The organism is Pseudomonas monteilii NBRC 103158 = DSM 14164, assembly GCF_000730605.1.
GTDB classification, from domain to species: Bacteria; Pseudomonadota; Gammaproteobacteria; order Pseudomonadales; family Pseudomonadaceae; genus Aquipseudomonas; species Aquipseudomonas monteilii.
The window spans coordinates 245,206-268,268 of record NZ_BBIS01000012.1 but is presented as its reverse complement, the minus strand read 5'-3'; the positions used below and the strand labels follow the sequence as shown (position 1 = coordinate 268,268).

Genomic DNA, 23,063 nt, shown 5'->3' with positions numbered 1-23,063 from the left:
CAGCCTGTCGTTGTTGTGCAGGCGCACGGCGCGGAGCCTTGGGTGCAGCCTGTAGCCCCGAGCACTGCCGGCTCGTCAGAGGCGACGATTCCGGTCGGGGCATGTAGATAGCTTGCCAGAGCCGTTCGATATGTCAAACGACTGAAGAGGGCTTTAACGCGGGGAATGCACCGGTTTTTGGGGGCTGAAACCGATGCGGGCCTGTGGTGGCGTGGGTTTGGCGGGGATGCCGGTCAATAATATTTAACGATGCAGTTGGGTCTTTGCAGCGGTGCAATAAAGTGTTGCTTGTGCCGGCCTCTTCGCGGGCAACCCCGCGAAGAGGCCTGAGCAGTTTTCAGTGCAGTATCTGCGCCAGAAACGCCTTGGCCCGGTCGGTACGCGGCTGGTTGAAGAACACCTGCGGCGGGCTGTCCTCGATGATTTGCCCACCCTCAAGGAACAGCACCCGCTCGGCCACTTGCCGGGCAAAGCCCATTTCGTGGGTCACGCACAGCATGGTCATGCCCGTGCCGGCCAGCTGCACCAGCACATCCAGCACCTCGGCAACCATTTCTGGGTCCAACGCCGAGGTTGGCTCGTCAAACAGCATGATCCTCGGCTTCATGCACAGCGCCCGGGCGATCGCCACGCGCTGCTGCTGGCCACCGGATAGCTGGCTGGGGTACTTGTGCGCCTGGCTTTCGATACCCACCTTCTTCAGGTACATGCGCGCCCGTTCCTCGGCGTCCTTGCGCGACAGCCCGCGCACGCTGGTAGGGGCCAGCAGGCAGTTGTCCAGTACGCTCATGTGCGGGAACAGGTTGAAATGCTGGAACACCATGCCGATATCGCTGCGCACCTGCGCCGCTTCCCGGGTGGTGGCGGCCAAGTCGATGCCGTCGACCTTTATGCTGCCCTGCTGGGCCACCTCCAGGCGGTTGATGCAGCGGATCAGCGTCGATTTGCCCGAGCCGGAAGGCCCGCACAGCACGATGCGTTCGCCTTCGCGCACCTGCAGGTCGATGTCGTGCAGCACGTGGTACGCGCCGTAGTGCTTGTTCAGGCCTTCGATGCGTATCAGCACCTGGCGTGGGTCGGGCTCGGGGGCAAGGCTGGCAAGGCTCAGTGGTGCGGTCATGTTGTTTTTCTCCCGCGTGGGTTCAGTCGAAACGGGTCGCGCTGTAGGGCGCGGGGTCGGTGAAGGGGTGTTCGCCGGTGATCAGCTCGGCCACCAGCCGACCGCTGACCGGGCCCAGGGTGAGGCCGTGGTGGGCGTGGCCGAAGTTGAACCACAGCCCCGGGTGGCGCGGTGCAGGGCCGATCACCGGGCGCATGTCGGGCAGGCACGGGCGACGGCCCAGCCACGGTGTGTCATCCAGGCGTTCGCCCAAGGCAGGGAACAGCTTGCGCGCCAGGGCCTCGCAGCGGCCCAGCTGGATCTGGTTGCCGGGCGCGCTGGCTGCGTCGAACTCGATGCCGGTCGTCAGTCGCACGCCGCGCGCCATCGGTGCCAGCACGTAGCCGCCCTGGGTATCGCAAATGGAGTGCTCCAGTTGCGCACCGTCACGGGTGCTGTAGTGCATGTGGTAGCCGCGCTTGATCGCCAGCGGGATCTGGTAGCCCAGGCCGCTGAACAGTTCGGCCGACTGTGGGCCTAGGCAGGCCACCACCTCGTCGGCGGTAATCGGGCCGCGGCGGCTCTCGACCCGCCATTGGCCGTTGGCTTGGCGCAGGCTGCGCGCATCACCATGCAGGAACTGCCCGCCGCGCTGCTGAAACAGCGCCGCGTAGCCACGGGTGAGGGCGCCGGGGTTGTTCACGGTCTTCGGGTCGAGCCAGTGGATGCCGCCGACCACGGTGGCGTCCAGCTGGTGCTCGCGGGCCTGCAGTTGCCCGCATTCAAGGATTTCAAATTGCAAGCCATAGCGGCTCAGGCCTTTGGCATCGGCCTTGGCCTGCTCGAACAGGGCCGGGTCGCGGAACACTTCGATCCAGCCTTTGGCCTGCACCAGCCCTTCAAGGCCGGCAGCAGCGATCAGCGCGTCGTGTTCTTCGACGCAGCGCTGCACCAGCGGCAGCATGTCAGCGGCGGCGCCGGCCAGCCGGCCAGGGGCTGAATGACGCCAGTAGCGCCACAGCCACGGCGCGGCCTTGGGCAGGTGCGCCAGGCTGTAGCGCACATCGGGCTGGCGGTTCAGGCCGTAGCGCAGTAATGCGCCCAGTTGCCGGGGAAAGGCATAGGGGATGACGCTGGAGCGCTCGATCAACCCGGCGTTGCCGTGGCTGGTACCGCTGCCCGGTTCGTCGCGGTCGATCAGGATCACCTGGCGTCCGCGGGCCTGCAGGTGCAGCGCGGTGCTGACGCCGACGATGCCGGCGCCGAGGACAAGGGTCTGGCAATGCATGGAACGTATCCTTCGGTCAGTTCAGGTGGCGGCCCAGGCGGGCTTCCAGGTGTTTCAGCAGGCGCCGCACCAGTTCCACGATCACCAGGTAGAGCACAGCGGCCCACAAGTAGATCTGGAAGTCGAAACTGCGCGAGAAGGCCAGTTTGGTCACGCCCATGAGGTCGTAGATGGTCACCAGTGAGGCAATCGCGCTGGCCTTGATCATCAGGATCAGTTCGTTGCCCAGCGGGCCGATGGCCACCAGCAGCGACTGCGGCAGGATCACCTTGAAGAAGGTGGTCGAGCGTTTCAGGTTCAGCGCCCGAGCTGCCTCATGCTGGCCGGGGGCCACGGCCGTCAGGCTGCCGCGGAAGATCTCGGCCTGGTAGGCGGCGGTGTTCAGGGTGAATGCCAGCAAGGTGCAGAACCACGCCTCGCGGAAGAACCACCACAGACCCACGTCCTGCCAGAAGCCCTTGAGCGAGCCCAGGCCGTAATACAGCAGAAACAGTTGGGCCAGCAGCGGCGAGCCACGGAAGAAGTACACATAACCGGCGGCCATACGCTGCAGCACCAGGCTGCGCGACATGCGTGCCAGGGCCAGCAACAGGCCGAGCACGGCGCCAAGGCTGAAGGAAATGGCCACCAGCTTGGCGGTTACCAGCAGGCCATCGAGAAAGCGTGGTCCGTAACGTTCCAGCAGGTCGGGGTCGAGCACCAGTGCCAGCAGTTGTTCGAAGCTCATGCGCGTGCTCCTTGCAGGTGGCGGTTGCTGCGCCGTTCGATGTAGGCGAACACGCGCCCGGAAAGTGCCGCGAACAGCAGGTAACCCAGGCAGGCGACGCCGTAGAAGAACATCGGCTCCTTGGTCACGCTGACCGCCAGGTTGGTCTGGCGCATCAGGTCGACCAGCGAAATGGTCGACACCAGCGAGGTGTCCTTGAGCAGCGACAGCCAGTTGTTCGACAAGCCGGGCAGGGCGATGCGGGTCAGTTGCGGCAACAGCACCTTGAAGAAGCCGGTGCGCTTGCTCAGGCCCAGTGCCGAGCAGGCTTCCAGCTGGCCTTTGGGCAGGGTCTTGAAGGCTGCCAGCCAGATCTCGCTGGAAAACGCGGCGAACACCAGGCTGAAGGCAATCATCGCGGCAAGGAAGGTGTTGATCAGGAACTCACCCTCGTAGCCCATGGCGGCAAGGATCTTCTGCGCGGCAATCTGGCAGCCGTAATAAATGATGAGCAACGTCAGCAGCTCTGGCAGGCCGCGGAACACGGTAGAGAACGTGGTGGCCCAGGCCCGTGGCAGGCGTTTTCGCGAACGTGCGGCCAGGGCGACTACCAGGCCCAGCGGCAGGCCGATGGGCAGGCAGGCCAGGGCGAGGGAAACCGTAACCAGCGCGCCGGCCAGCAGCGCCTGGCCCCAGCCTCCGCTGGCGAAGGACAGCAAGGACAATTGATCGAGCATGACAAACCCCTTGGACGGGTAGTGCGGTCTCTGTGGGAGCGACGCAACGCCGTTACCACAGAGATTTCGCTAGACTTCCTGAAGATCAGTTGTAGATATCGAAAGCGAAGTACTTGCTGGCGATCTTCTGGTAGGTGCCGTTGGCCACGATCTGTTGCAGTGCAACGTTCAGGCGCTGGCGCAGGGCCTCGTCGTCCTTGCGCACGGCAATGGCAGCATCGGCTTTGGTGTTTGCCACGTCGCCGAGGATCTTGCAGCAATCCCCACCGTTCTTGGTCATCCACTCGTGCAGCGGGAATTTGTCGGCAATCACCCCGTCCAGGCGCCCGGCGGCCAAGTCGGCGTTGGCTTCGTCCATGGTCGGGTACAGCTTCACGTCGGCACCGGCTTTGCCATAAACGTCTTCGGCGTAGATGGCCTGGGTGGACGACGACTGGGCGCCAACGGTGTAGCCGACAAAGTCGGTCTGGGCGCTGTCGATCTTGCTGTCCTTGGCGACGGCAACGGTCAGCGGGGTGCGGTAGTAATGGTCGGTGAAGGCGATTTTCTTGCGACGTTCTTCGGTGTCGATCATCGAGGCGACAATAGCGTCGTACTTGCGTGCCATCAGGGCCGGGATGATGCCCTCCCAATCCTGGGCCACCAGCGTGCACTCGACTTTCATCTGTTCGCACAGGGCGTGGGTGATGTCGATGTCGAAGCCGTGCAGTTTGTTATCGGCATCGACATAGTTGAAGGGCGGGTACGCGCCCTCGGTGGCAAAACGCAGGGTTTCGGCACTGGCGGCACCCGTCAGCAGCAGGGCGCACGCACCTACCAAGGCCATGGTCTTGTTCATCTCGCACCTCATTGCACTCTTGCTATTGTTGTTTTCCCGCCGACCACGAGGTGTAGCCGACGAACTCGTTATGTAGAGCGGCAGTTGCTTCCAAGCGTTTTTCAACATCAGGCCCGAGTTTCTTGCAGACCTCGTTGACCATCAGGTGAACCCACGACAGCATCGTCGAGGTGGATTCCCAGAACAGATTGAACTCGGTGGGGATGCGGAACACCTCGTCGGCGTTGGCATCGGCCCAGTCACAGAAAGTGTCGGTCACCAGGGTGACCGCGATGCCCGCCTCGCGCGCCTTCTGGCACAGCATCAAGGCATGGCGGGAATAACGGCGCGCTTCGAACACCACCAGGGCGCTGTCTTCGGCGCGGCCCAGCAACACTTCGCCGAAGTGCCCGGCGCTGATATCGACCAGCTGTACGCCATCGCGCAGGTATTGCAGCAAGTGGCTCATGCACATGGCCACGCCGCGCTCGGTCTGGAAGCCGGCGATGAACACCCGTGGCTTGCTGGCCAGGCGTTGCGCCACGCTGTGCCAGGCCGGGCTCTGGCGGTACTCGTGCACGCGCACCAGGGCGGCGATTTCCAGCTCCAGGCTGCCGGCGTTGTCGCTGGCGTCCTGGTTCTGGCGGTAATCTTGCAGGCGGTCCCCCACCAGCCACGGGCCATCGCCCAGGTCGTTCTGCAGGTCTTGTTTTAATGCCTTGAGGTGGGCATAACCCAATGAACGGCAGAAGCGCCCGACGCTGGATTCGCTGACGCCCAGCTTGGCGGCAATGCTGGCCGAAGTCTGGAACGGCAGTTCGTGCAGGTTGGCGAGCATGTAGGTGGCGATCTTGCGGCCCGAGGCAGCGGCCCCTTCGAGGCTGTTTTCCAGGCGTTGCTTGATCGGTTGGCTCATGCTGCGGCTCCAGGGGTGAGGCGTGGGAAGAAAATGAATGTTTTCTGTCATCAAGTCAACATTTGACAGATTGCTGTCACATGCAGGAAAGTTTTTGTCGTTGCAACGCTGTAGCCATTCCAATACCAACAAGGAGCTTCAGATGTCCGCACCTTCTACCGACACTGTCGTGCGTGTGCCTTTTACCGAGCTGCAGGGCCTGTTGCAGGCCATCTTCCAACGCCATGGCTGCAGCGAGCGCGTGGCTCGGGTGCTGGCTTACAACTGTGCCAGCGCCCAGCGTGATGGCGCGCACAGCCATGGGGTATTCCGCATGCCCGGGTATGTTTCGACCCTGGCCAGTGGCTGGGTCGACGGCCAGGCCATACCTAAGGTCAGTGATGTAGCTGCCGGCTATGTCAGTGTCGATGCAGCCGGCGGCTTCGCCCAGCCGGCGCTGGCTGCGGCCCGCGAGTTGTTGGTGGCCAAAGCGCGCAATGCCGGCATTGCCGTGTTGGCAATCCACAACTCGCACCACTTCGCGGCTCTGTGGCCGGATGTAGAGCCGTTTGCCGAAGAGGGCCTGGTGGCCCTGAGCGTGGTCAACAGCATGACCTGCGTGGTGCCGCATGGCGCTCGCAAGCCACTGTTCGGCACCAACCCCATCGCGTTTGCTGCGCCATGCGCCGAACACGACCCGATCGTCTTCGACATGGCCACCAGCGCCATGGCCCACGGTGACGTGCAGATTGCTGCGCGTGCCGGCCAGCAACTACCAGAAGGCATGGGTGTGGATGCCAATGGCGAGCCGACCACCGACCCGCTGGCGATTCTGGAGGGTGGCGCCTTGCTACCGTTTGGCGGGCACAAGGGCTCGGCGCTGTCGATGATGGTCGAGTTGCTGGCGGCGGCGCTGACCGGTGGGCATTTCTCCTGGGAGTTCGACTGGTCGGGGTACCCAGGGGCGAAAACGCCATGGACCGGGCAACTGATCATCGTCATCGACCCGCACAAGGCCGAGGGCGAGCGCTTTGCCCAGCGCAGCCGCGAGCTGGTGGAACAGATGCAGGCGGTGGGGTTGACGCGCATGCCGGGTGAGCGGCGATACCGCGAGCGTGAGGTGGCTGAGGAGGAGGGGGTGGCGGTGACCGAGCAGGAGTTGCAGGGCCTGAAAGACTTGCTTGGCTGACCCGGCCCTTTCGCGGGCACGCGCGCTCCCACAGGTACGCGCTGAACCTGTGGGAGCGGGCGTGCCGCTAAGAATCCAGCACAAATTCCCAGCCATGCAATGTTGCATAGACAACCTTGCACAATAGTGGATGTTCCTGAACCCGCACTCCGGGTATGCTCAACGCTGACTTTTCGTACTGTCCTGATCCAAGGAGCTGCACGCTGTGTTCAAACATGTCGATGCCTATGCCGGCGACCCGATCCTCTCGTTGATGGAAACCTTCAAGGCCGATCCGCGTGCCGACAAGGTCAACCTGAGTATCGGCCTGTACTACGATGAGGCTGGCGTGGTGCCGCAACTGGCGGCTGTGGATGCGGTGGAAAAACGCATCGCCGGCCAGGACCACGAAGCTTCCCTGTACCTGCCGATGGAAGGCCTGGCCAGCTACCGCCAGGCGATCCAGGCACTGCTGTTCGGTGCCGATCACCCGGCTGTGACCGGCGGCCGCGTGGCCACTGTGCAGACCGTGGGTGGCTCCGGCGCCCTGAAAGTCGGTGCCGACTTCCTCAAGCGCTATTTCCCGCAGTCCGAAGTCTGGGTCAGCAACCCGACCTGGGACAACCACCGCGCCATCTTCGAAGGCGCCGGCTTCAAGGTGCACACCTACCCGTACTTCGACCAGGCCACCCGTGGCGTGGACTTCGACGGCATGCTGGCCACCCTGCAGACCCTGCCGGCCAACAGCGTGGTACTGCTGCACCCCTGCTGCCACAACCCCACCGGCGCCGACCTGGAACAACACCAGTGGCAACAAGTGGTCGAAGTGGTCAAGGCACGCCAGCTGATCCCGTTCCTCGACATCGCCTACCAAGGCTTCGCCGAAGGCCTGGTGGAAGACGCCTACGCCATCCGCGAAATGGCCCGTGCCGGTGTGCCGTGCCTGGTCAGCAACTCGTTCTCGAAAATCTTCTCGCTGTATGGCGAGCGGGTAGGCGGCCTGTCGGTGGTCTGCGACGATGACGCCACCGCCCAGAGCGTGCTTGGCCAGCTCAAGGCCACCGTACGCCGCAACTACTCCAGCCCGCCCAACTTCGGCGCCCAACTGGTCGCTGGCGTGCTGAGTGATGCCGGCCTCAATGCCCAATGGGCCGAAGAAGTGGAAGTGATGCGCAAGCGTATCCTCGACATGCGCCAGGCGCTGGTCGATGCCCTGGCGGTGCTGTTGCCAGGCCAGGACTTCCAGTTCTTCCTGCGCCAGCGTGGCATGTTCAGCTACACCGGCTTCAGCGTCGAGCAAGTGCGCCGCCTGCGTGACGAGTTTGGCGTGTACCTGATCGACAGCGGCCGGGTGTGCATGTCTGGCCTGCGCCCGGCCAACCTGCAACGGGTTGCCGAAGCGTTCGCTGCCGTCCAGAAGTAACACCACCAAGGGGCCTGCGCGGCCCCTTGCATTTCCTGTCGGCACAACCCGCTTGTAAAGACAAGTGCAACCGCCCCTCGGAAAGGGGCTTCGCAAGTGCAACCTTTCCGTGCACAATCGCGCCCCTCTTTTCCGGTTGAGTTGGGCGAAGGCACTATTTCGCCATTCTCAGCCTGTTGCAGTCTTGCGAGTGGAGCTTCACCCGGAATGAATGAGCAGGCCCCAAGCGTTGAACAACGCTTTGCAGAATCGACCCCCGCCACCCTTGGCAGCTGGGCGCGTCACGACACTACCTGGATGCTGGGCCTGTTCGGCACAGCCATCGGCGCCGGAACCCTGTTCCTGCCGATCAACGCTGGCCTTGGCGGTTTCTGGCCGCTGCTGATCCTGGCCATCCTGGCCTTCCCGATGACGTACTTTGCCCACCGTGGTCTGACCCGGTTCGTCCTGTCGGGGCGCAACGGTGGCGACATCACCGAGGTGGTCAAGGAGCACTTCGGCAGCACCGCCGGTGCCTCGATCACCGTGCTGTATTTCTTCGCAATCTTCCCCATCCTGCTTATCTATAGCGTGGCGCTGACCAACACCGTGTCCAGCTTCATGGAGCACCAGCTGCACATGGCGCCGCCACCGCGGGCCATCCTGTCGTTCGTGCTGATCCTCGGCCTGCTGGCCATCGTGCGTTGCGGCGAGCAGGCCACGGTCAAGGTCATGAGCCTGCTGGTGTACCCGTTCATCGTCGCCCTGGCGCTGCTTGGCCTGTACCTGGTGCCGCACTGGACCGGTGGCATCCTCGACAGCGCCACCCAGGTGCCGCCGGCTTCGGCGTTCCTGCACACCCTGTGGCTGGCCATTCCGGTGATGGTGTTCTCGTTCAACCATTCGCCGATCATCTCGGCCTTCGCGGTGGACCAGAAGCGCCGTTACGGCGAGCACGCCGATGAGCGCAGCGGCCAGATCCTGCGCCGTGCTCACTTGCTGATGGTGGTGATGGTGCTGTTCTTCGTGTTCAGTTGCGTGCTCACCCTCAGCAGCGCCCAGCTGGCCGAAGCCAAGGCACAGAACCTGTCGATCCTGTCGTACCTGGCCAACCACTTCAGCAACCCGACTATCGCGTTCGCTGCACCGCTGATCGCCTTCGTGGCTATCGCCAAGTCGTTCCTGGGCCACTACATCGGTGCCAGCGAAGGCCTGAAGGGCATCATCACCAAGGCTGGCGCGCGCCCGGGTGCCAAAACCCTGGACCGCGTGGTTGCTGCACTGATGCTGGTGGTGTGCTGGATCGTTGCCACCCTCAACCCGAGCATCCTCGGCATGATCGAGTCGCTCGGCGGCCCGATCCTGGCGGTGCTGCTGTTCCTGATGCCGATGTATGCCATTCGCCGCGTACCGTCGATGCGCAAGTACAGCGGTGCGGCCTCCAACGTGTTCGTCGTGGTGGTCGGCCTGGTTGCGTTGACTTCGGTGGTGTACGGCCTGCTGGGCTGATTCGCCCCCTGCAATGAGGAATGCCCGGGTTGCTTGTCGCAATCCGGGCATTTTTTTGTCCACAAAAAGTGTCAGGAAATAGAACGATTTCACCTGACCCATAGGCACCCGGCCGGCTTCATGCTTAACTCAGTGTCCTTTTCAAACCCAGCATAAGGATTTCGTCATGGCTCAAGTGACTCTCAAAGGCGGCCCGGTTCAGGTTAACGGCAACCTGCCACAGGTCGGCGCCCAGGCTCCGGCTTTCTCCCTGGTCGGTGAAGGCCTGGCTGACAAGTCGCTGAAAGACTTCGCCGGCAAGCGCAAAGTGCTGAACATTTTCCCGAGCGTCGACACCCCAACCTGCGCTACCTCCGTGCGCAAGTTCAACGCCCAGGCCAACGATGTCGCCAACACTGTCGTGCTGTGCATCTCCGCCGACCTGCCGTTCGCCCAGGCACGCTTCTGCGGTGCTGAAGGCCTGGAAAACGTGAAGAACCTGTCGACCCTGCGTGGCCGCGAGTTCCTCGAAAACTACGGCGTCGCCATCGCCGACGGCCCGCTGGCCGGCCTGGCTGCCCGTGCTGTGGTAGTGCTGGACGAGAACGACAAGGTGCTGCACAGCGAGCTGGTTGGCGAAATCGCTGACGAGCCGAACTACGATGCAGCCCTGGCTGTACTGAAGTAAGGATTGCGTGGGGCAGGGCGGTGGAGTCCTGTGCCGGCGATAGTGCCAGCACACGCAGCGGAACCCTCAAGCCCGCCACCGCTCCAGGCAACACCCTGTAACGGCCCGGAACGCTCTCCGGGCCGTTTTCATTTAAAATTCCGCGTCTTGGCAACGTCAGCCTAAGGTAAACCTCTGGTAAAGGCCCTTTGCTTAAACGATGCCATTGCTTATCGTTCACCCTCCCCAAGTCGCCATTCCGAACAAGGTTCGTTCAACCCATGCAAGCGTCCAATTCCCGTTCCCCCCGTCGCTGGCTCGTCGGCCTGCTGATCCTGCTGCTGGTGGCTGCACTGGCCTGGTGGCTGTGGCCTGCAGCAACGCCTGCGCATAAAGAAGCCAGTGGCGGCGGGCGCGGCGGCAAGGGCATGGGCATGATGGGCGGTCGCCCGGGCTTTGGCGGCTCCAGCGAAGCGGTACCCGTGCGCGTCGAGCCCGTGCGAGTGGGTGATTTCCCGCTGTACTACAAGGCCCTTGGCACGGTCACCGCGACCAACACCGTCAACGTACGCAGCCGCGTGGCTGGCGAACTGGTGAAAATCCACTTCAAGGAAGGCCAGCAGGTCAAGGCCGGCGACTTGCTCGCCGAAATCGACCCGCGCTCGTACCGCATCGCCTTGCAGCAAGCCGAAGGCACCTTGGCGCAGAACCAGGCGCAGTTGAAGAACGCCCAGGTCGACCTGGCCCGTTACAAAGGCCTGTACGCCGAAGACAGCATCGCCAAGCAAACCCTCGACACCGCCGAAGCACAGGTGGCGCAATTCCAGGGGCTGGTCAAGACCAACCAGGCCCAGGTCAACGATGCCCGCCTGAACCTCGACTTCACCCAGATCCGTGCGCCGATCAGCGGCCGTGTCGGCCTGCGTCAGCTTGACCTGGGCAACCTGGTGGCGGCCAACGACACCACCGCACTGGTGGTCATCACCCAGACCGAGCCGATCAACGTCGCCTTCACCCTGCCGGAAACCCAGCTGAGCACCGTGCTGGAGCGTTATCGCAGTGGCGCCAGCCTGCCGGTCGAGGCCTGGGACCGCAGTGACAGCAAATTGCAATCTACCGGCGTGCTGGGCAGCATCGACAACCAGATCGACACCACCACTGGCACCCTCAAATTCAAAGGCCGCTTCGAGAACAAGGACCTGGCCCTGTTCCCCAACCAGTTCGTCAACGTGCGTTTGCTGGCCGATACCCTCAAGCAGGTGGTCATGGCCCCGGCGGCGGCCATCCAGTTCGGCAATGACGGTAGCTTCGCCTACGTGGTCAATGCCGAGAACACCGTTAACGTGCGCAAGGTCAAGGTGGGCGCCAGTGATGGCGAGAACAGCGTCATTCTCGACGGCCTGAAGGCCGGTGACCGGCTGGTGCTGGAAGGTACCGACCGCCTGCGCGAAGGCACCAAGGTTGAAGTGGTCGAAGACAGCTCGCAAGTGCCGACCACCCCGGGCCAGCACCTGCAAGGGCAAGAGGCCAAAGGTTCGGCGCAAACCGGTGAAGCACAACCTGGCAAAGCAGCAGGCAAGGCGGGCGCATGAACCTCTCGCGTCTGTTCATTCTGCGGCCGGTCGCCACCACGCTGAGCATGCTGGCCATCGTCCTGGCCGGCCTGATCGCCTACAAGCTGCTGCCGGTTTCTGCCTTGCCGCAGGTGGATTACCCGACCATCCGCGTCATGACCCTGTACCCCGGCGCCAGCCCGCAGGTCATGACCAGTGCAGTCACCGCACCGCTAGAGCGCCAGTTCGGCCAGATGCCTGGCCTTGAGCAAATGGCCTCGACCAGCTCCGGCGGCGCGTCGGTGCTGACCTTGCGCTTCAACCTCGACATGAACATGGACGTTGCCGAGCAACAGGTGCAGGCCGCGATCAACGCCGCCAGCAACCTGCTGCCCAGCGACCTGCCAGCGCCACCGGTGTACAACAAGGTCAACCCGGCCGACACCCCGGTGCTGACCTTGGCCATCTCCAGCAAGACCATGCCGCTGCCCAAGCTCAACGACCTGGTCGACACCCGCGTGGCGCAAAAGCTCGCCCAGATCAGTGGCGTGGGCATGGTCAGCATTGCCGGCGGCCAGCGCCAGGCAGTGCGCATCAAGGTCAACGTCGATGCCTTGGCCGCCAACGGCCTGAACCTGGATGACGTGCGCACGCTGATTGGCGCGTCCAACGTCAACCAGCCCAAGGGCAACTTCGACGGCCCGACCCGGGTGTCGATGCTCGATGCCAACGACCAGCTGCGTTCCCCCGAGGAATACGCCAACCTGATCCTGGCCTACAACAACGGTGCGCCGCTGCGCTTGAAAGACGTGGCCGAAATTGTCGACGGCGCGGAGAACGAGCGCCTGGCCGCCTGGGCCAACGAAAATCATGCAGTGCTGTTGAATATCCAGCGTCAGCCGGGCGCCAACGTGATCGAAGTGGTCGACCGCATCAAGGACTTGTTGCCTTCGATCACCGACAACCTGCCGGCTGGGCTGGATGTGTCGGTGTTGACCGACCGTACCCAGACCATTCGCGCAGCCGTGAAGGACGTACAGCACGAACTGCTGATCGCCATCGCCCTGGTGGTGATGGTCACCTTCCTCTTTCTGCGCCGCTTCAGTGCCACCATTATCCCTTCGATTGCCGTGCCTTTGTCGCTGATCGGCACCTTCGGCGTCATGTACCTGGCCGGTTTTTCGGTCAACAACCTGACGCTGATGGCGCTGACCATCGCCACCGGCTTCGTGGTCGATGATGCCATCGTGATGCTGGAAAACATCTCGCGGCATATCGAAGAGGGCGAGACGCCCATGCAGGCGGCGCTCAAGGGCGCCCGGCAAATCGGCTTCACCTTGATTTCCCTGACCTTCTCGCTGATCGCGGTACTGATCCCGCTGCTGTTCATGGCTGACGTGGTTGGCCGGCTGTTCCGCGAGTTCGCCATTACCCTGGCGGTGGCCATCCTGATTTCCCTGGTGGTGTCGCTGACCCTGACGCCGATGATGTGCGCCCGGCTGCTCAAGCGCGAGCCCAAGGAAGAAGAGCAGGGGCGCTTCTACCGTGCCAGTGGTGCCTGGATCGACTGGCTGATCAAGCACTACGGCAGTGCCCTGCAATGGGTGCTGAAGCACCAGCCGCTGACCCTGCTGGTCGCCGTGGCCAGCCTGGCGCTGACGGTGCTCTTGTACATGGTGGTGCCCAAGGGCTTCTTCCCGGTGCAGGACACCGGGGTAATCCAGGGCATTTCCGAAGCGCCGCAGTCCACCTCGTTTGCCGCCATGAGCGAGCGCCAGCAGGCCCTGAGCAAGGTCATCCTGCAGGACCCGGCGGTTCAAAGTCTGTCGTCCTATATCGGTGTAGACGGCGACAACGCCACGCTCAACAGTGGCCGCCTGCTGATCAACCTCAAGCCCCATGGCGAACGGGATGTCACCGCCAGCGAGGTCATCAGCCGCCTGCAGCCGCAACTCGACCGGCTGGTGGGTATCCGCCTGTTCATGCAGCCGGTGCAAGACCTGAGTATCGAAGACCGTGTCAGCCGCACCCAGTACCAGTTCAGCCTGTCGTCGCCCGACGCCGACCTGTTGGCCCAATGGAGCAGCAAGCTGGTACAGGCGCTGCAGCAGCGCCCGGAACTGGCCGACGTGGCCAGCGACCTGCAGGACAAAGGCTTGCAGGTCTACCTGGTGATTGACCGTGACATGGCCAGCCGCCTGGGCATCACGGTGTCGCAGATCACCAACGCCCTGTATGACGCCTTTGGCCAACGGCAGATCTCCACCATCTACACCCAGGCCAGCCAGTACCGTGTGGTACTGCAGTCGCAGGACGCGGCACTTATCGGCCCGCGAGCGCTGGAGTCGATTCACGTCAAGGCCACCGATGGCGGCCAGGTGCGCCTGTCGGCGCTGGCGCGTATTGAGCAGCGCCAGGCCCAGTTGGCCATTTCCCACATCGGCCAGTTCCCGGCAGTCACCCTGTCGTTCAACCTGGCCCACGGTGCATCGCTGGGCGAAGCCGTTCAGGTGATCGAGCAGGTACAGAAGGACATCGGCATGCCGCTGGGCGTGCAAACCCGCTTCCAGGGTGCGGCGCAGGCCTTCCAGGCATCGCTGTCGAGCACCCTGCTGCTGATCCTGGCGGCGGTGGTGACCATGTACATCGTGCTGGGGGTGCTGTACGAAAGCTACATTCACCCGGTGACCATCCTCTCGACCTTGCCGTCGGCAGCAGTGGGCGCTTTGCTGGCGCTGCTCATTAGCGGCAACGACCTGGGCATGATCGCCATCATCGGTATCATCCTGCTGATCGGTATCGTCAAGAAGAATGCCATCATGATGATCGACTTCGCCCTGGAGGCCGAGCGTAACCAAGGCATGAGCCCGCGCGATGCCATCTACCAGGCCGCGCTGCTGCGCTTCCGGCCGATCCTGATGACCACCCTGGCCGCGCTGTTCGGTGCCGTGCCGCTGATGCTCGCCACCGGTTCCGGCGCCGAGCTGCGTCAGCCACTGGGCCTGGTGATGGTGGGCGGTTTGCTGGTCAGCCAGGTGCTGACGCTGTTCACCACCCCGGTCATCTACCTCTACTTCGACCGCCTGGCTCGCCGCTGGCGCCCGGCCACTGATGTGAAGCAGGCCGAGGCATGAACCTGTCCGGTCCTTTCATCCGTCGCCCGGTGGCGACCATGCTGTTGAGCCTGGCGATCATGCTGCTGGGTGGGGTCAGCTTCGGCTTGCTGCCGGTGGCGCCGCTGCCGCAGATGGACTTCCCGGTGATCGTGGTGTCGGCCAACCTGTCCGGCGCCAGCCCGGAAGTGATGGCCTCCACTGTGGCCACGCCGCTGGAGCGCAAGCTGGGCAGCATTGCTGGCGTGACCACCCTGACCAGCAGCTCCAACCAAGGCTCCACACGGGTGATCATCGGCTTCGAGATGGGCCGCGACATCGACGGTGCGGCGCGCGAGGTGCAGGCGGCGATCAACGCCACCCGTAACCTGCTGCCCAGCGGCATGCGCAGCATGCCCACCTACAAAAAGATCAACCCGTCCCAGGCGCCGATCATGGTGCTGTCGCTGACCTCGGATGTGCTGCAGAAAGGCCAGCTGTACGACCTGGCCGACACCATCCTGTCGCAGAGCCTGGCCCAGGTGTCGGGGGTAGGGGAGGTGCAGATCGGCGGCAGCTCGCTGCCGGCGGTGCGCATCGCCGTCGAGCCGCAACTGCTCAACCAGTACAACCTGTCGCTGGACGAAGTGCGCACGGCGGTGTCCAACGCCAACCAGCGTAGGCCCATGGGCTTTGTCGAGGACGCCGAGCGCAACTGGCAGGTGCGCGCCAACGACCAGCTGGAAAGCGCCAAGGACTACGAGCCGGTGGTGATCCGCCAGCAAAACGGTACCATCCTGCGCCTGTCCGACGTGGCGACCATCACCGATGGCGTCGAGAACCGGTACAACAGCGGCTTCTTCAATGACCAGGCGGCCGTGCTGCTGGTGGTCAACCGCCAGACCGGCGCCAACATCATCGAAACGGTTGACCAGATCAAGGCACAGCTGCCGGCCCTGCAGTCGTTGCTGCCAGCCAGCGTGCAACTGAACGTGGCCATGGACCGCTCGCCCGTGATCAAGGCCACCCTGAAAGAGGCCGAGCACACCCTGCTGATTGCCGTGGTGCTGGTGATCCTGGTGGTTTACCTGTTCCTCGGCAGCCTGCGCGCCTCGCTGATCCCCAGCCTGGCCGTGCCGGTGTCGCTGGTGGGCACCTTCGCGGTCATGTACCTGTGCGGGTTCTCGCTGAACAACCTGTCGCTAATGGCGCTGATTCTGGCTACCGGCCTGGTGGTGGACGACGCCATCGTGGTGCTGGAAAACATCTCGCGGCACATCGAGGACGGCCAGCCGCCGATGAAGGCGGCCTTCCTCGGCGCCAAGGAAGTAGGCTTCACCTTGCTGTCGATGAACGTGTCGCTGGTGGCGGTATTCGTCTCCATCCTGTTCATGGGTGGCATCGTGCGCAACCTGTTCCAGGAGTTCTCCATCACCTTGGCGGCGGCGATCATCGTGTCGCTGGTGGTGTCGCTGACCCTGACGCCCATGCTCTGCGCCCGCTGGCTCAAACCGCATCAGGCCGAGCAGACACGCCTGCAACGCTGGAGCGACAAACTGCACCAGCGCATGGTCAACGCCTACGACCGCAGCCTGGGCTGGGCCCTGCGCCACAATCGCCTGACGCTGCTCAGCCTGTTGGCCACCATCGGTATCAACATCGCGCTGTACGTAGTGGTGCCCAAGACGTTGATCCCGCAGCAGGATACCGGGCAGCTGATGGGCTTTATCCGCGGCGACGACGGGCTGTCGTTCACCGTGATGCAGCCGAAGATGGAAATCTACCGCCGTGCATTGCTCGCCGACCCGGCAGTGCAGAGCGTTGCAGGTTTCATCGGTGGCAACAGCGGTACCAACAACGCCATGGTGCTGGTGCGGCTGAAACCGATCAGCGAGCGCAAGATCGATGCGCAGAAGGTGATCGAGCGCCTGCGCAAGGAAATGCCCAAAGTGCCTGGCGGGCGCCTGTTCCTGATGGCCGACCAGGACCTGCAACTGGGCGGCGGTGGCCGTGACCAGACGTCGTCGCAGTACCTGTATACCCTGCAGAGTGGCGACCTGGCAGCGCTGCGTGAGTGGTTCCCGAAAGTGGTCGCTGCTGTACGTGCACTGCCGGAACTCACTGCTATCGATGCGCGTGACGGTGCCGGCACCCAGCAGGTGACCCTGGTGGTCGACCGCGACCAAGCCAAGCGCCTGGGCATCGACATGGACATGGTTACCACGGTGTTGAACAACGCCTACAGCCAGCGGCAGATTTCTACCATCTACGACAGCCTCAACCAGTACCAGGTGGTGCTGGAGATCAACCCGAAATACGCCTGGGACCCAAGCACCCTGGAGCAAGTGCAGGTGATCACCGCCGAGGGCGCCCGCGTGCCGCTATCCACCATCGCCCACTACGAAAACAGCCTGGCCAACGACCGCGTCAGCCACGAAGGCCAGTTCGCCTCGGAAGACATCGCCTTCGACGTCGCGGAAGGCTACAGCCCCGACCAGGCCATGGCAGCGCTGGAGCGCGCAGTGGCCAAGTTGGGCTTGCCTGAGGAAGTGATCGCCAAGCTGGGTGGCACTGCCGACGCCTTTGCCAAGACGCAGGAGGGCCAACCGTTCATGATCCTCGGTGCGCTGGTGCTGGTGTACCTGGTGCTGGGCATCTTGTACGAAAGCTACATTCACCCGCTGACCATTCTTTCGACACTGCCTTCAGCCGGTGTCGGGGCCTTGCTCGCGTTGTACGTCACGGGGGGCGAGTTCAGTCTGATCTCGCTGCTGGGGCTGTTCCTGCTGATTGGCGTGGTGAAGAAAAACGCCATCCTGATGATCGACCTGGCCTTGCAACTGGAGCGTCACCAAGGGCTGTCGCCGGAGGAGTCGATTCGCCGGGCGTGCCTGCTGCGCCTGCGGCCGATCCTGATGACCACCCTGGCGGCCATTCTTGGCGCCTTGCCGCTGCTGTTGAGCCATGCAGAAGGTGCAGAAATGCGCCAGCCGCTGGGCCTGACCATCATTGGTGGCCTGGTGTTCAGCCAGATCCTCACCCTTTACACGACGCCGGTGGTCTACCTGTACCTGGACCGCCTGCGCCACCGTTTCAACCGTTGGCGCGGCGTGCGCACCGACGCCGCCCTGGAAAACCCGCTATGACTTTTGCCCAGACCCCACTTCATCGTGCCCTGCAAACGCTGACCCGTGGGCGTGGCTCGCGCCTGCTCGGCGCCGGGTTGTGCGTGGCCCTGCTCAGTGCCTGTACCTTGAGCCCGGACTACCATCGCCCCGAACTTAACAGCTCGGCGGCGCAGTTCAAGCACGCCGAAGGCTGGACCCAGGCCGCCCCATCCGACGCCATCGCCCGCGGCGCCTGGTGGGAAATCTACGGCGATGCCGGGCTCAATGCGCTGGTTGAGGAACTGAACCGTAGCAACCAGACCGTAGCGCAATCAGAAGCCCAGTACCGCCAGGCCCAGGCGCTGGTGCGCAGCAGCCGCGCGGCGTTGTTCCCGAGCCTGGACCTGAGCACCAGCAAGAACCGCTCGGCCCAGGGCACCGGCAGTTCCAGTTCGAGCCTGTCCAACAACAGCAGCGGCATTCGCAACACCTACAACGCGCAGTTGGGTGTGAGCTGGGAAATCGACCTGTGGGGCAAGCTGCGCGAAACCATGAATGCCAACGAGGCCAGTGCCGAAGCCAGCTTCGCCGACCTCGCGTCGATCCGCTTGAGCCAGCAATCCGAGCTGGTGCAGAACTACCTGCAACTGCGGGTAATAGACGAGCAAAAGCGTCTGCTGGAAGCCACTGTGGCGGCCTACGAGCGCTCGTTGCGGATGAACGAAAACCAGTATCGCGCCGGCGTTGCGGGGCCGGATGCGGTGGCCCAGGCGCGCACCCAGCTCAAGAGCACCCAGGCTGACCTGATCGACCTGATCTGGCAGCGTGCGCAGTTCGAAAACGCCATTGCCGTGCTGTTGGGCAAAACCCCGGCCGACTTTGCTCTGGCCGACAGCAAGGACATTCCTGCGCTGCCGCAAATCCCGGTATCCCTGCCTTCGCAGCTGCTGGAGCGGCGCCCGGATATTGCTGCTGCCGAGCGTAACGTGATGGCCGCCAATGCCAACATCGGCGTGTCACGGGCGGCGTATTTCCCCGATCTGAGCCTGAGCATGAGCGGCGGCTATTCCAGCAGCAGCTTCAGCAACTGGATCGAGCTGCCCAACCGCTACTGGTCGGTAGGCCCGCAACTGGCGCTGACCCTGTTCGACGCTGGCAAGCGCAGCGCCGAGGTGGACCGCACGGTGGCCGCGTATGACCAGACCGTGGCGCAATACCGCCAGACCGTGCTCGACGGCTTCAAGGAAGTGGAGAACCTGCTGGTGCAGTTGAAGGTGTACGGCGATGAAGCGGTGGTGCGCCAGGAAGCGCTGGATGCCGCCCGCGAGTCGCTGCGCCTGACCGAGAACCAGTACCGCGCAGGGTTGATCGGCTACCTGGATGTGGTGAACGTGCAGACCACGGCATTGAGCAACGAGCGCAGTGTGTTGAACCTGTTGCAAGGTCGCTTGGTGGCCAGTGTGCAACTGGTGGCTGCGCTGGGTGGCGGCTGGGATGCGGAACAGGCATTTGCCGAGCAGGATTGACCTGCTCTCTGCGTTCCAAAGGGGCTGGACATTCTCCCGCAGAGAGTGCATTGGATCCATTCCCATTCGCAGAAACCCCGTGCGTTTCGCCTAAGCTTGAGTACAATCGTCAGCTTTTGCCGGGCCCCCTGTCCCGTCGCTGGAACTCCAATGCTGACCGGTAGCTACTCCTCTTCGCTGGTGCTGATTTCGCTGTGCGTGGCGATTCTGGCGTCTTATACCGCCCTTGACCTGACCGGCCGCATCGCCACGGCCAAGGGCCGGGCTGCCTACTTGTGGATGGGGGGCGGCGCGTTGGCCATGGGCATCGGCGTGTGGTCGATGCACTTTATCGGCATGCTCGCGTTCAGCCTGCCTATCGACCTGGGTTATGACCTGGCGCTTACCGCGTTCTCGCTGCTGATCGCCGTGCTGTCCTCGGGCTTTGCCCTGTGGCTGGTGAGCCAGCCGAGCCTGCCGTGCCTGCAACTGGGCTTCGGCGCGCTGATCATGGGCGCCGGCATCGCCTGCATGCACTATACCGGCATGGCCGCGCTGCGCATGCTGCCGGGCATCGACTATGACCCGACGCTGTTTGGCGCTTCGCTGCTGATTGCCGTGGGTGCGTCTGCGGCGGCGTTATGGATCGCCTTCCGTCTGCGCAAACACACCCCCTACGTGCGGCAGATCCGCGGGCTGGCGGCAGTGGTCATGGGGTTTGCCATCGTCGGCATGCATTACACCGGCATGGCGGCGGCGAACTTCCCCGAAGGCAGTTTCTGCGGTGCGCTGGCAGGTGGGTTGCAGGGCGACAGCCTGGTTTACCTGGTGTTGATCACTACCTTGGCGGTGTTGGCCGTGGCCTTGCTCACCTCGGTGCTGGACGCGCGCCTGGAGGCGCGCACCGCCGAACTGGCCCGTTCGCTGACCCTGGCCAACCAGGAGCTCACCCAGCTGGCCCTGCACGATACCCTGACCGATCTGCCCAACCGCACGTTGCTGGCCGACCGCATCGAGCAGGCCATTGCCAAGGTGGCGGAGCAGGGCGGCTGTTTTGCCCTGATGTTCATTGATCTGGACGGTTTCAAACCGGTCAACGATGCCTTCGGTCACCACATTGGCGACCTGCTTCTCAAGGCCGTGGCGGGGCGGCTGCGCGGCCACTTGCACAGCCAGGACACGTTGGCGCGCATCGGCGGTGACGAGTTCGTGCTGCTGGTGGAATTGCAGGAGCCGAACGATGCCATGGACGTGGCGGTCAAGCAGGTCAACCTGGTGTCGCGACCATTCCGCGTGGCCGAACACGACCTGCAACTGTCGGCGAGCCTGGGCATTGTCCTGTATCCGGGCAACGGCCAGGACCAGCACGAGCTGTTGCGCAATGCCGACGCTGCCATGTACCACGCCAAGAGCGCCGGCAAGAACGGCTACAGCTTCTTCGACGTGTCGATGAACAGCAACGCCCGCCAGCAACTGCAACTGCTGCAGGACCTGCGCCAGGCGCTGGAGCAGCGCCAGTTCCGGTTGCACTACCAGCCCAAGTTCGACGCCCAGGCCTGTCAGCCGATCGGTGCCGAGGCCTTGCTGCGCTGGGAACACCCGCAGCAAGGGCTACTGCTGCCTGACCGCTTCATTGGCCTGGCAGAGAAAACCGGCCTGATCATTCCTATCGGTGAATGGGTGCTGGACGAAGCCTGCCGGCAGATGCGCCAGTGGCTGGACCAAGGGCATCAAGGTTGGCGCATGGCCGTGAACCTGTCGGCCATCCAGTTCTGCCATGCCGGGCTGGTCGAGAGCGTGGCCCGGGCCCTGCAACAGAACGGCCTGCCGGCCAACTGCCTGACACTGGAAATTACCGAAACCACCGCCATGCGCGATGCCGATGCCAGCCTGACCGTGCTGCAACGCCTGTCCGACATGGGTGTGGACCTGTCCATCGATGATTTTGGCACCGGCTACTCCAGCCTGATGTACCTCAAACGCCTGCCGGCCAACGAGCTGAAGATCGACCGTGGCTTCGTGCGTGACCTGGAACAGGACAGCGATGATGCAGCGATTGTCTCGGCCATCGTCGCACTGGGCCAGGCGCTGGGCCTGCGCATCGTTGCCGAAGGTGTAGAGACCGACAAGCAGCAAGACTTCCTGACCCGACTGGGGTGTGATTCGCTGCAAGGTTACCTGCTGGGGCAGCCGGTACCGGCCGAGCAGTTCATGGACAAGTTACAGGCCTTGCACCAGGAGAAGAGCGCCGTAATCTAGACAGCGTTGCGCAGGGTGAAGGCGGGGATGAAAGCGTCCATTTCCGCTTCGACGGCTTCGATGATGCGCTCTACATCGGCTGCAGCCATGATTGCCGCACACGGGATGCCGGCGATGGCCATCAGGGTTTCGCCGGTGGCGCGGTCGAACAGCCGCGCGATCATGCTGCGGGGCGCATCCATGGTGGCTTCGAAACCCAAAGGGTGGAAATGCCAGCGCATCACCTGGCAGGCGTTGGGGAACGTCATCTTGTTCATGCCTGCCTCCTTTGTCCGCGCCTGGACATGGTGAATGGTCAGCCACACGAATGGCGGCTGCCGGGAATGTAAAGATAGCAGCTGTCACGGGCGATTCTCGGCTGTAAGTACGCAAAATGTACTAATGCATGACGGCGGTCACATCCTTGTCCAGGATGGTTTTCGCAGCTGTTGGTCTAGCAAACGTTTGCCAAGGATGATAGCGGCGTTCAGGCCGATGAGTACGGCTGCTTTAACCCCATTGCTTTTTCGGACAAGTGGTCGTCGTGAGCACTGTGAGTTAGCACGTTGGTTAAAAAGAGTTTCGACGGAGGGCGAGTGCGCTACGTTGAGTGTCTGTCGGTCCATAGATGAGCATGCTGTAGAACTCGTTGGGTGACAAAGGCAGAAAGGAGCCAGTTCTTGCAGCGGCCATCAGGGTTGTAGCTGCAGGAGGAACAACAGCAAAAAAACCGCCGATTATAATTGTTGATCGGACTTGCTCCGGAAGCCTGTTCCACTGCCGTCTAACTGTTCTTCGGGCTGTAGTAAAAGCCCGCACCACGTCATTCGTGGTTTCCGCCAGTATGTGATCGGCAGTCCTAATGGCTGCGTCACCAAGCAAGTTAAGGGCGCGCGGAAGCTGCGGTTCAATTTCTATCATGGTTTGGGGCGGTAAGGAGTTTCGTCTTGATGGTGGCGGTGTCTCAGGAGAAAGCCACCTATTCAGCCTGGCTACGCCCCTTCTCAGCCACTCTAAATACCGTCCAGTTGGATCATGGCGATTGATGGGATCCCCTTCGCAATAGGCGTATGCACTTATTCCTCCTTTGGAAAAGGGTGATAACTCATCACCCTGAATGAAACGCATCAGAGCAGGGGCATAGAACCTATGGCCGTTACCCAGGCCGTAGTATCCGGTGACGCTATCCTGGCATTGGCCGGAATAGCCAAGGGAGGGAGTGTTTGCCTGTGTATGATGAAAACCGTAGGCTGAATATTTACATATTTCATTACCGGGCATGCCTCATCCTCAACATGTAA

Annotated in this window: 17 protein-coding genes; 9 read left to right on the top strand and 8 right to left on the bottom strand. The window is 63.0% G+C overall.

Features of this window, described 5'->3' with window-relative positions; translation table 11 throughout:
• Positions 1-337: 337 nt before the first annotated feature.
• The 6 genes from PM2_RS08210 to PM2_RS08185 all read right to left on the bottom strand — a co-directional run bounded on the left by PM2_RS08210 (position 338) and on the right by PM2_RS08185 (position 5,563).
• Positions 338-1,120, bottom strand: coding sequence for an amino acid ABC transporter ATP-binding protein (locus PM2_RS08210; protein ID WP_019098353.1), 783 nt, complete (start codon positions 1,118-1,120; stop codon positions 338-340).
• Positions 1,121-1,142: 22 nt separating this feature from the next.
• Positions 1,143-2,387: an NAD(P)/FAD-dependent oxidoreductase gene (locus PM2_RS08205; RefSeq protein ID WP_016713839.1), complete on the bottom strand. Its 1,245-nt coding sequence runs from the start codon at positions 2,385-2,387 to the stop codon at positions 1,143-1,145.
• A 16-nt stretch (positions 2,388-2,403) separates the two neighbouring features.
• Positions 2,404-3,114, bottom strand: coding sequence for an ABC transporter permease (locus PM2_RS08200; protein ID WP_028698822.1), 711 nt, complete (start codon positions 3,112-3,114; stop codon positions 2,404-2,406).
• Positions 3,111-3,830, bottom strand: a complete 720-nt coding sequence (locus tag PM2_RS08195) for an ABC transporter permease (protein WP_016713841.1) — start codon at positions 3,828-3,830, stop codon at positions 3,111-3,113. Before PM2_RS08195 ends, PM2_RS08200 begins: the two co-directional genes overlap by 4 nt.
• Positions 3,831-3,915: 85 nt before the next feature.
• The gene (locus PM2_RS08190; protein WP_028698823.1) at positions 3,916-4,668 is read right to left on the bottom strand and encodes a transporter substrate-binding domain-containing protein; all 753 of its coding nucleotides are present in this window, start codon (positions 4,666-4,668) and stop codon (positions 3,916-3,918) included.
• A gap of 22 nt (positions 4,669-4,690) precedes the next feature.
• Positions 4,691-5,563, bottom strand: a complete 873-nt coding sequence (locus tag PM2_RS08185) for a MurR/RpiR family transcriptional regulator (RefSeq protein ID WP_016713843.1) — start codon at positions 5,561-5,563, stop codon at positions 4,691-4,693.
• Positions 5,564-5,705: 142 nt separating this feature from the next.
• Between PM2_RS08185 and PM2_RS08180 the strand changes: the two genes are divergently transcribed.
• From PM2_RS08180 to PM2_RS08140, 9 genes are all read left to right on the top strand, one after another.
• Complete coding sequence (locus PM2_RS08180) at positions 5,706-6,731, top strand: Ldh family oxidoreductase (protein WP_028698824.1); 1,026 nt, start codon at positions 5,706-5,708, stop codon at positions 6,729-6,731.
• A gap of 205 nt (positions 6,732-6,936) precedes the next feature.
• Positions 6,937-8,133 (top strand): amino acid aminotransferase, encoded by a 1,197-nt coding sequence (locus tag PM2_RS08175; protein ID WP_028698825.1) that lies wholly within the window; start codon positions 6,937-6,939, stop codon positions 8,131-8,133.
• A gap of 207 nt (positions 8,134-8,340) precedes the next feature.
• Positions 8,341-9,621, top strand: coding sequence for a serine/threonine transporter (locus PM2_RS08170; RefSeq protein ID WP_025752601.1), 1,281 nt, complete (start codon positions 8,341-8,343; stop codon positions 9,619-9,621).
• Positions 9,622-9,787: 166 nt separating this feature from the next.
• Positions 9,788-10,288, top strand: a complete 501-nt coding sequence (tpx, locus tag PM2_RS08165) for a thiol peroxidase (RefSeq protein WP_019098358.1) — start codon at positions 9,788-9,790, stop codon at positions 10,286-10,288.
• A 260-nt stretch (positions 10,289-10,548) separates the two neighbouring features.
• A complete protein-coding gene (locus tag PM2_RS08160) occupies positions 10,549-11,859 on the top strand; it encodes an MdtA/MuxA family multidrug efflux RND transporter periplasmic adaptor subunit (protein ID WP_016713848.1) in 1,311 nt (436 codons plus the stop codon).
• A complete protein-coding gene (locus PM2_RS08155) occupies positions 11,856-14,954 on the top strand; it encodes an MdtB/MuxB family multidrug efflux RND transporter permease subunit (RefSeq protein WP_028698826.1) in 3,099 nt (1,032 codons plus the stop codon). Before PM2_RS08160 ends, PM2_RS08155 begins: the two co-directional genes overlap by 4 nt.
• Positions 14,951-18,058: an efflux RND transporter permease subunit gene (locus tag PM2_RS08150; RefSeq protein WP_019098361.1), complete on the top strand. Its 3,108-nt coding sequence runs from the start codon at positions 14,951-14,953 to the stop codon at positions 18,056-18,058. The genes PM2_RS08155 and PM2_RS08150 overlap by 4 nt, the downstream gene beginning before the upstream one ends.
• On the top strand, positions 18,055-19,545 hold the full coding sequence (locus PM2_RS08145; protein ID WP_016713852.1) for an efflux transporter outer membrane subunit: 1,491 nt from the start codon (positions 18,055-18,057) through the stop codon (positions 19,543-19,545). Before PM2_RS08150 ends, PM2_RS08145 begins: the two co-directional genes overlap by 4 nt.
• A 150-nt stretch (positions 19,546-19,695) precedes the next feature.
• Positions 19,696-21,783 carry a putative bifunctional diguanylate cyclase/phosphodiesterase gene (locus PM2_RS08140; RefSeq protein ID WP_028698827.1) on the top strand — a complete coding sequence of 696 codons (2,088 nt, stop codon included), beginning with the start codon at positions 19,696-19,698 and terminating at the stop codon, positions 21,781-21,783.
• Here the strand turns inward: PM2_RS08140 and PM2_RS08135 are convergent.
• Entirely contained in the window at positions 21,780-22,040 is a 261-nt protein-coding gene (locus tag PM2_RS08135; RefSeq protein ID WP_016499326.1) for a DUF1652 domain-containing protein, read from the bottom strand. The genes PM2_RS08140 and PM2_RS08135 overlap by 4 nt on opposite strands.
• A 292-nt stretch (positions 22,041-22,332) precedes the next feature.
• Positions 22,333-23,043 (bottom strand): RHS repeat-associated core domain-containing protein, encoded by a 711-nt coding sequence (locus PM2_RS32035; RefSeq protein ID WP_080578109.1) that lies wholly within the window; start codon positions 23,041-23,043, stop codon positions 22,333-22,335.
• Positions 23,044-23,063: the final 20 nt, after the last annotated feature.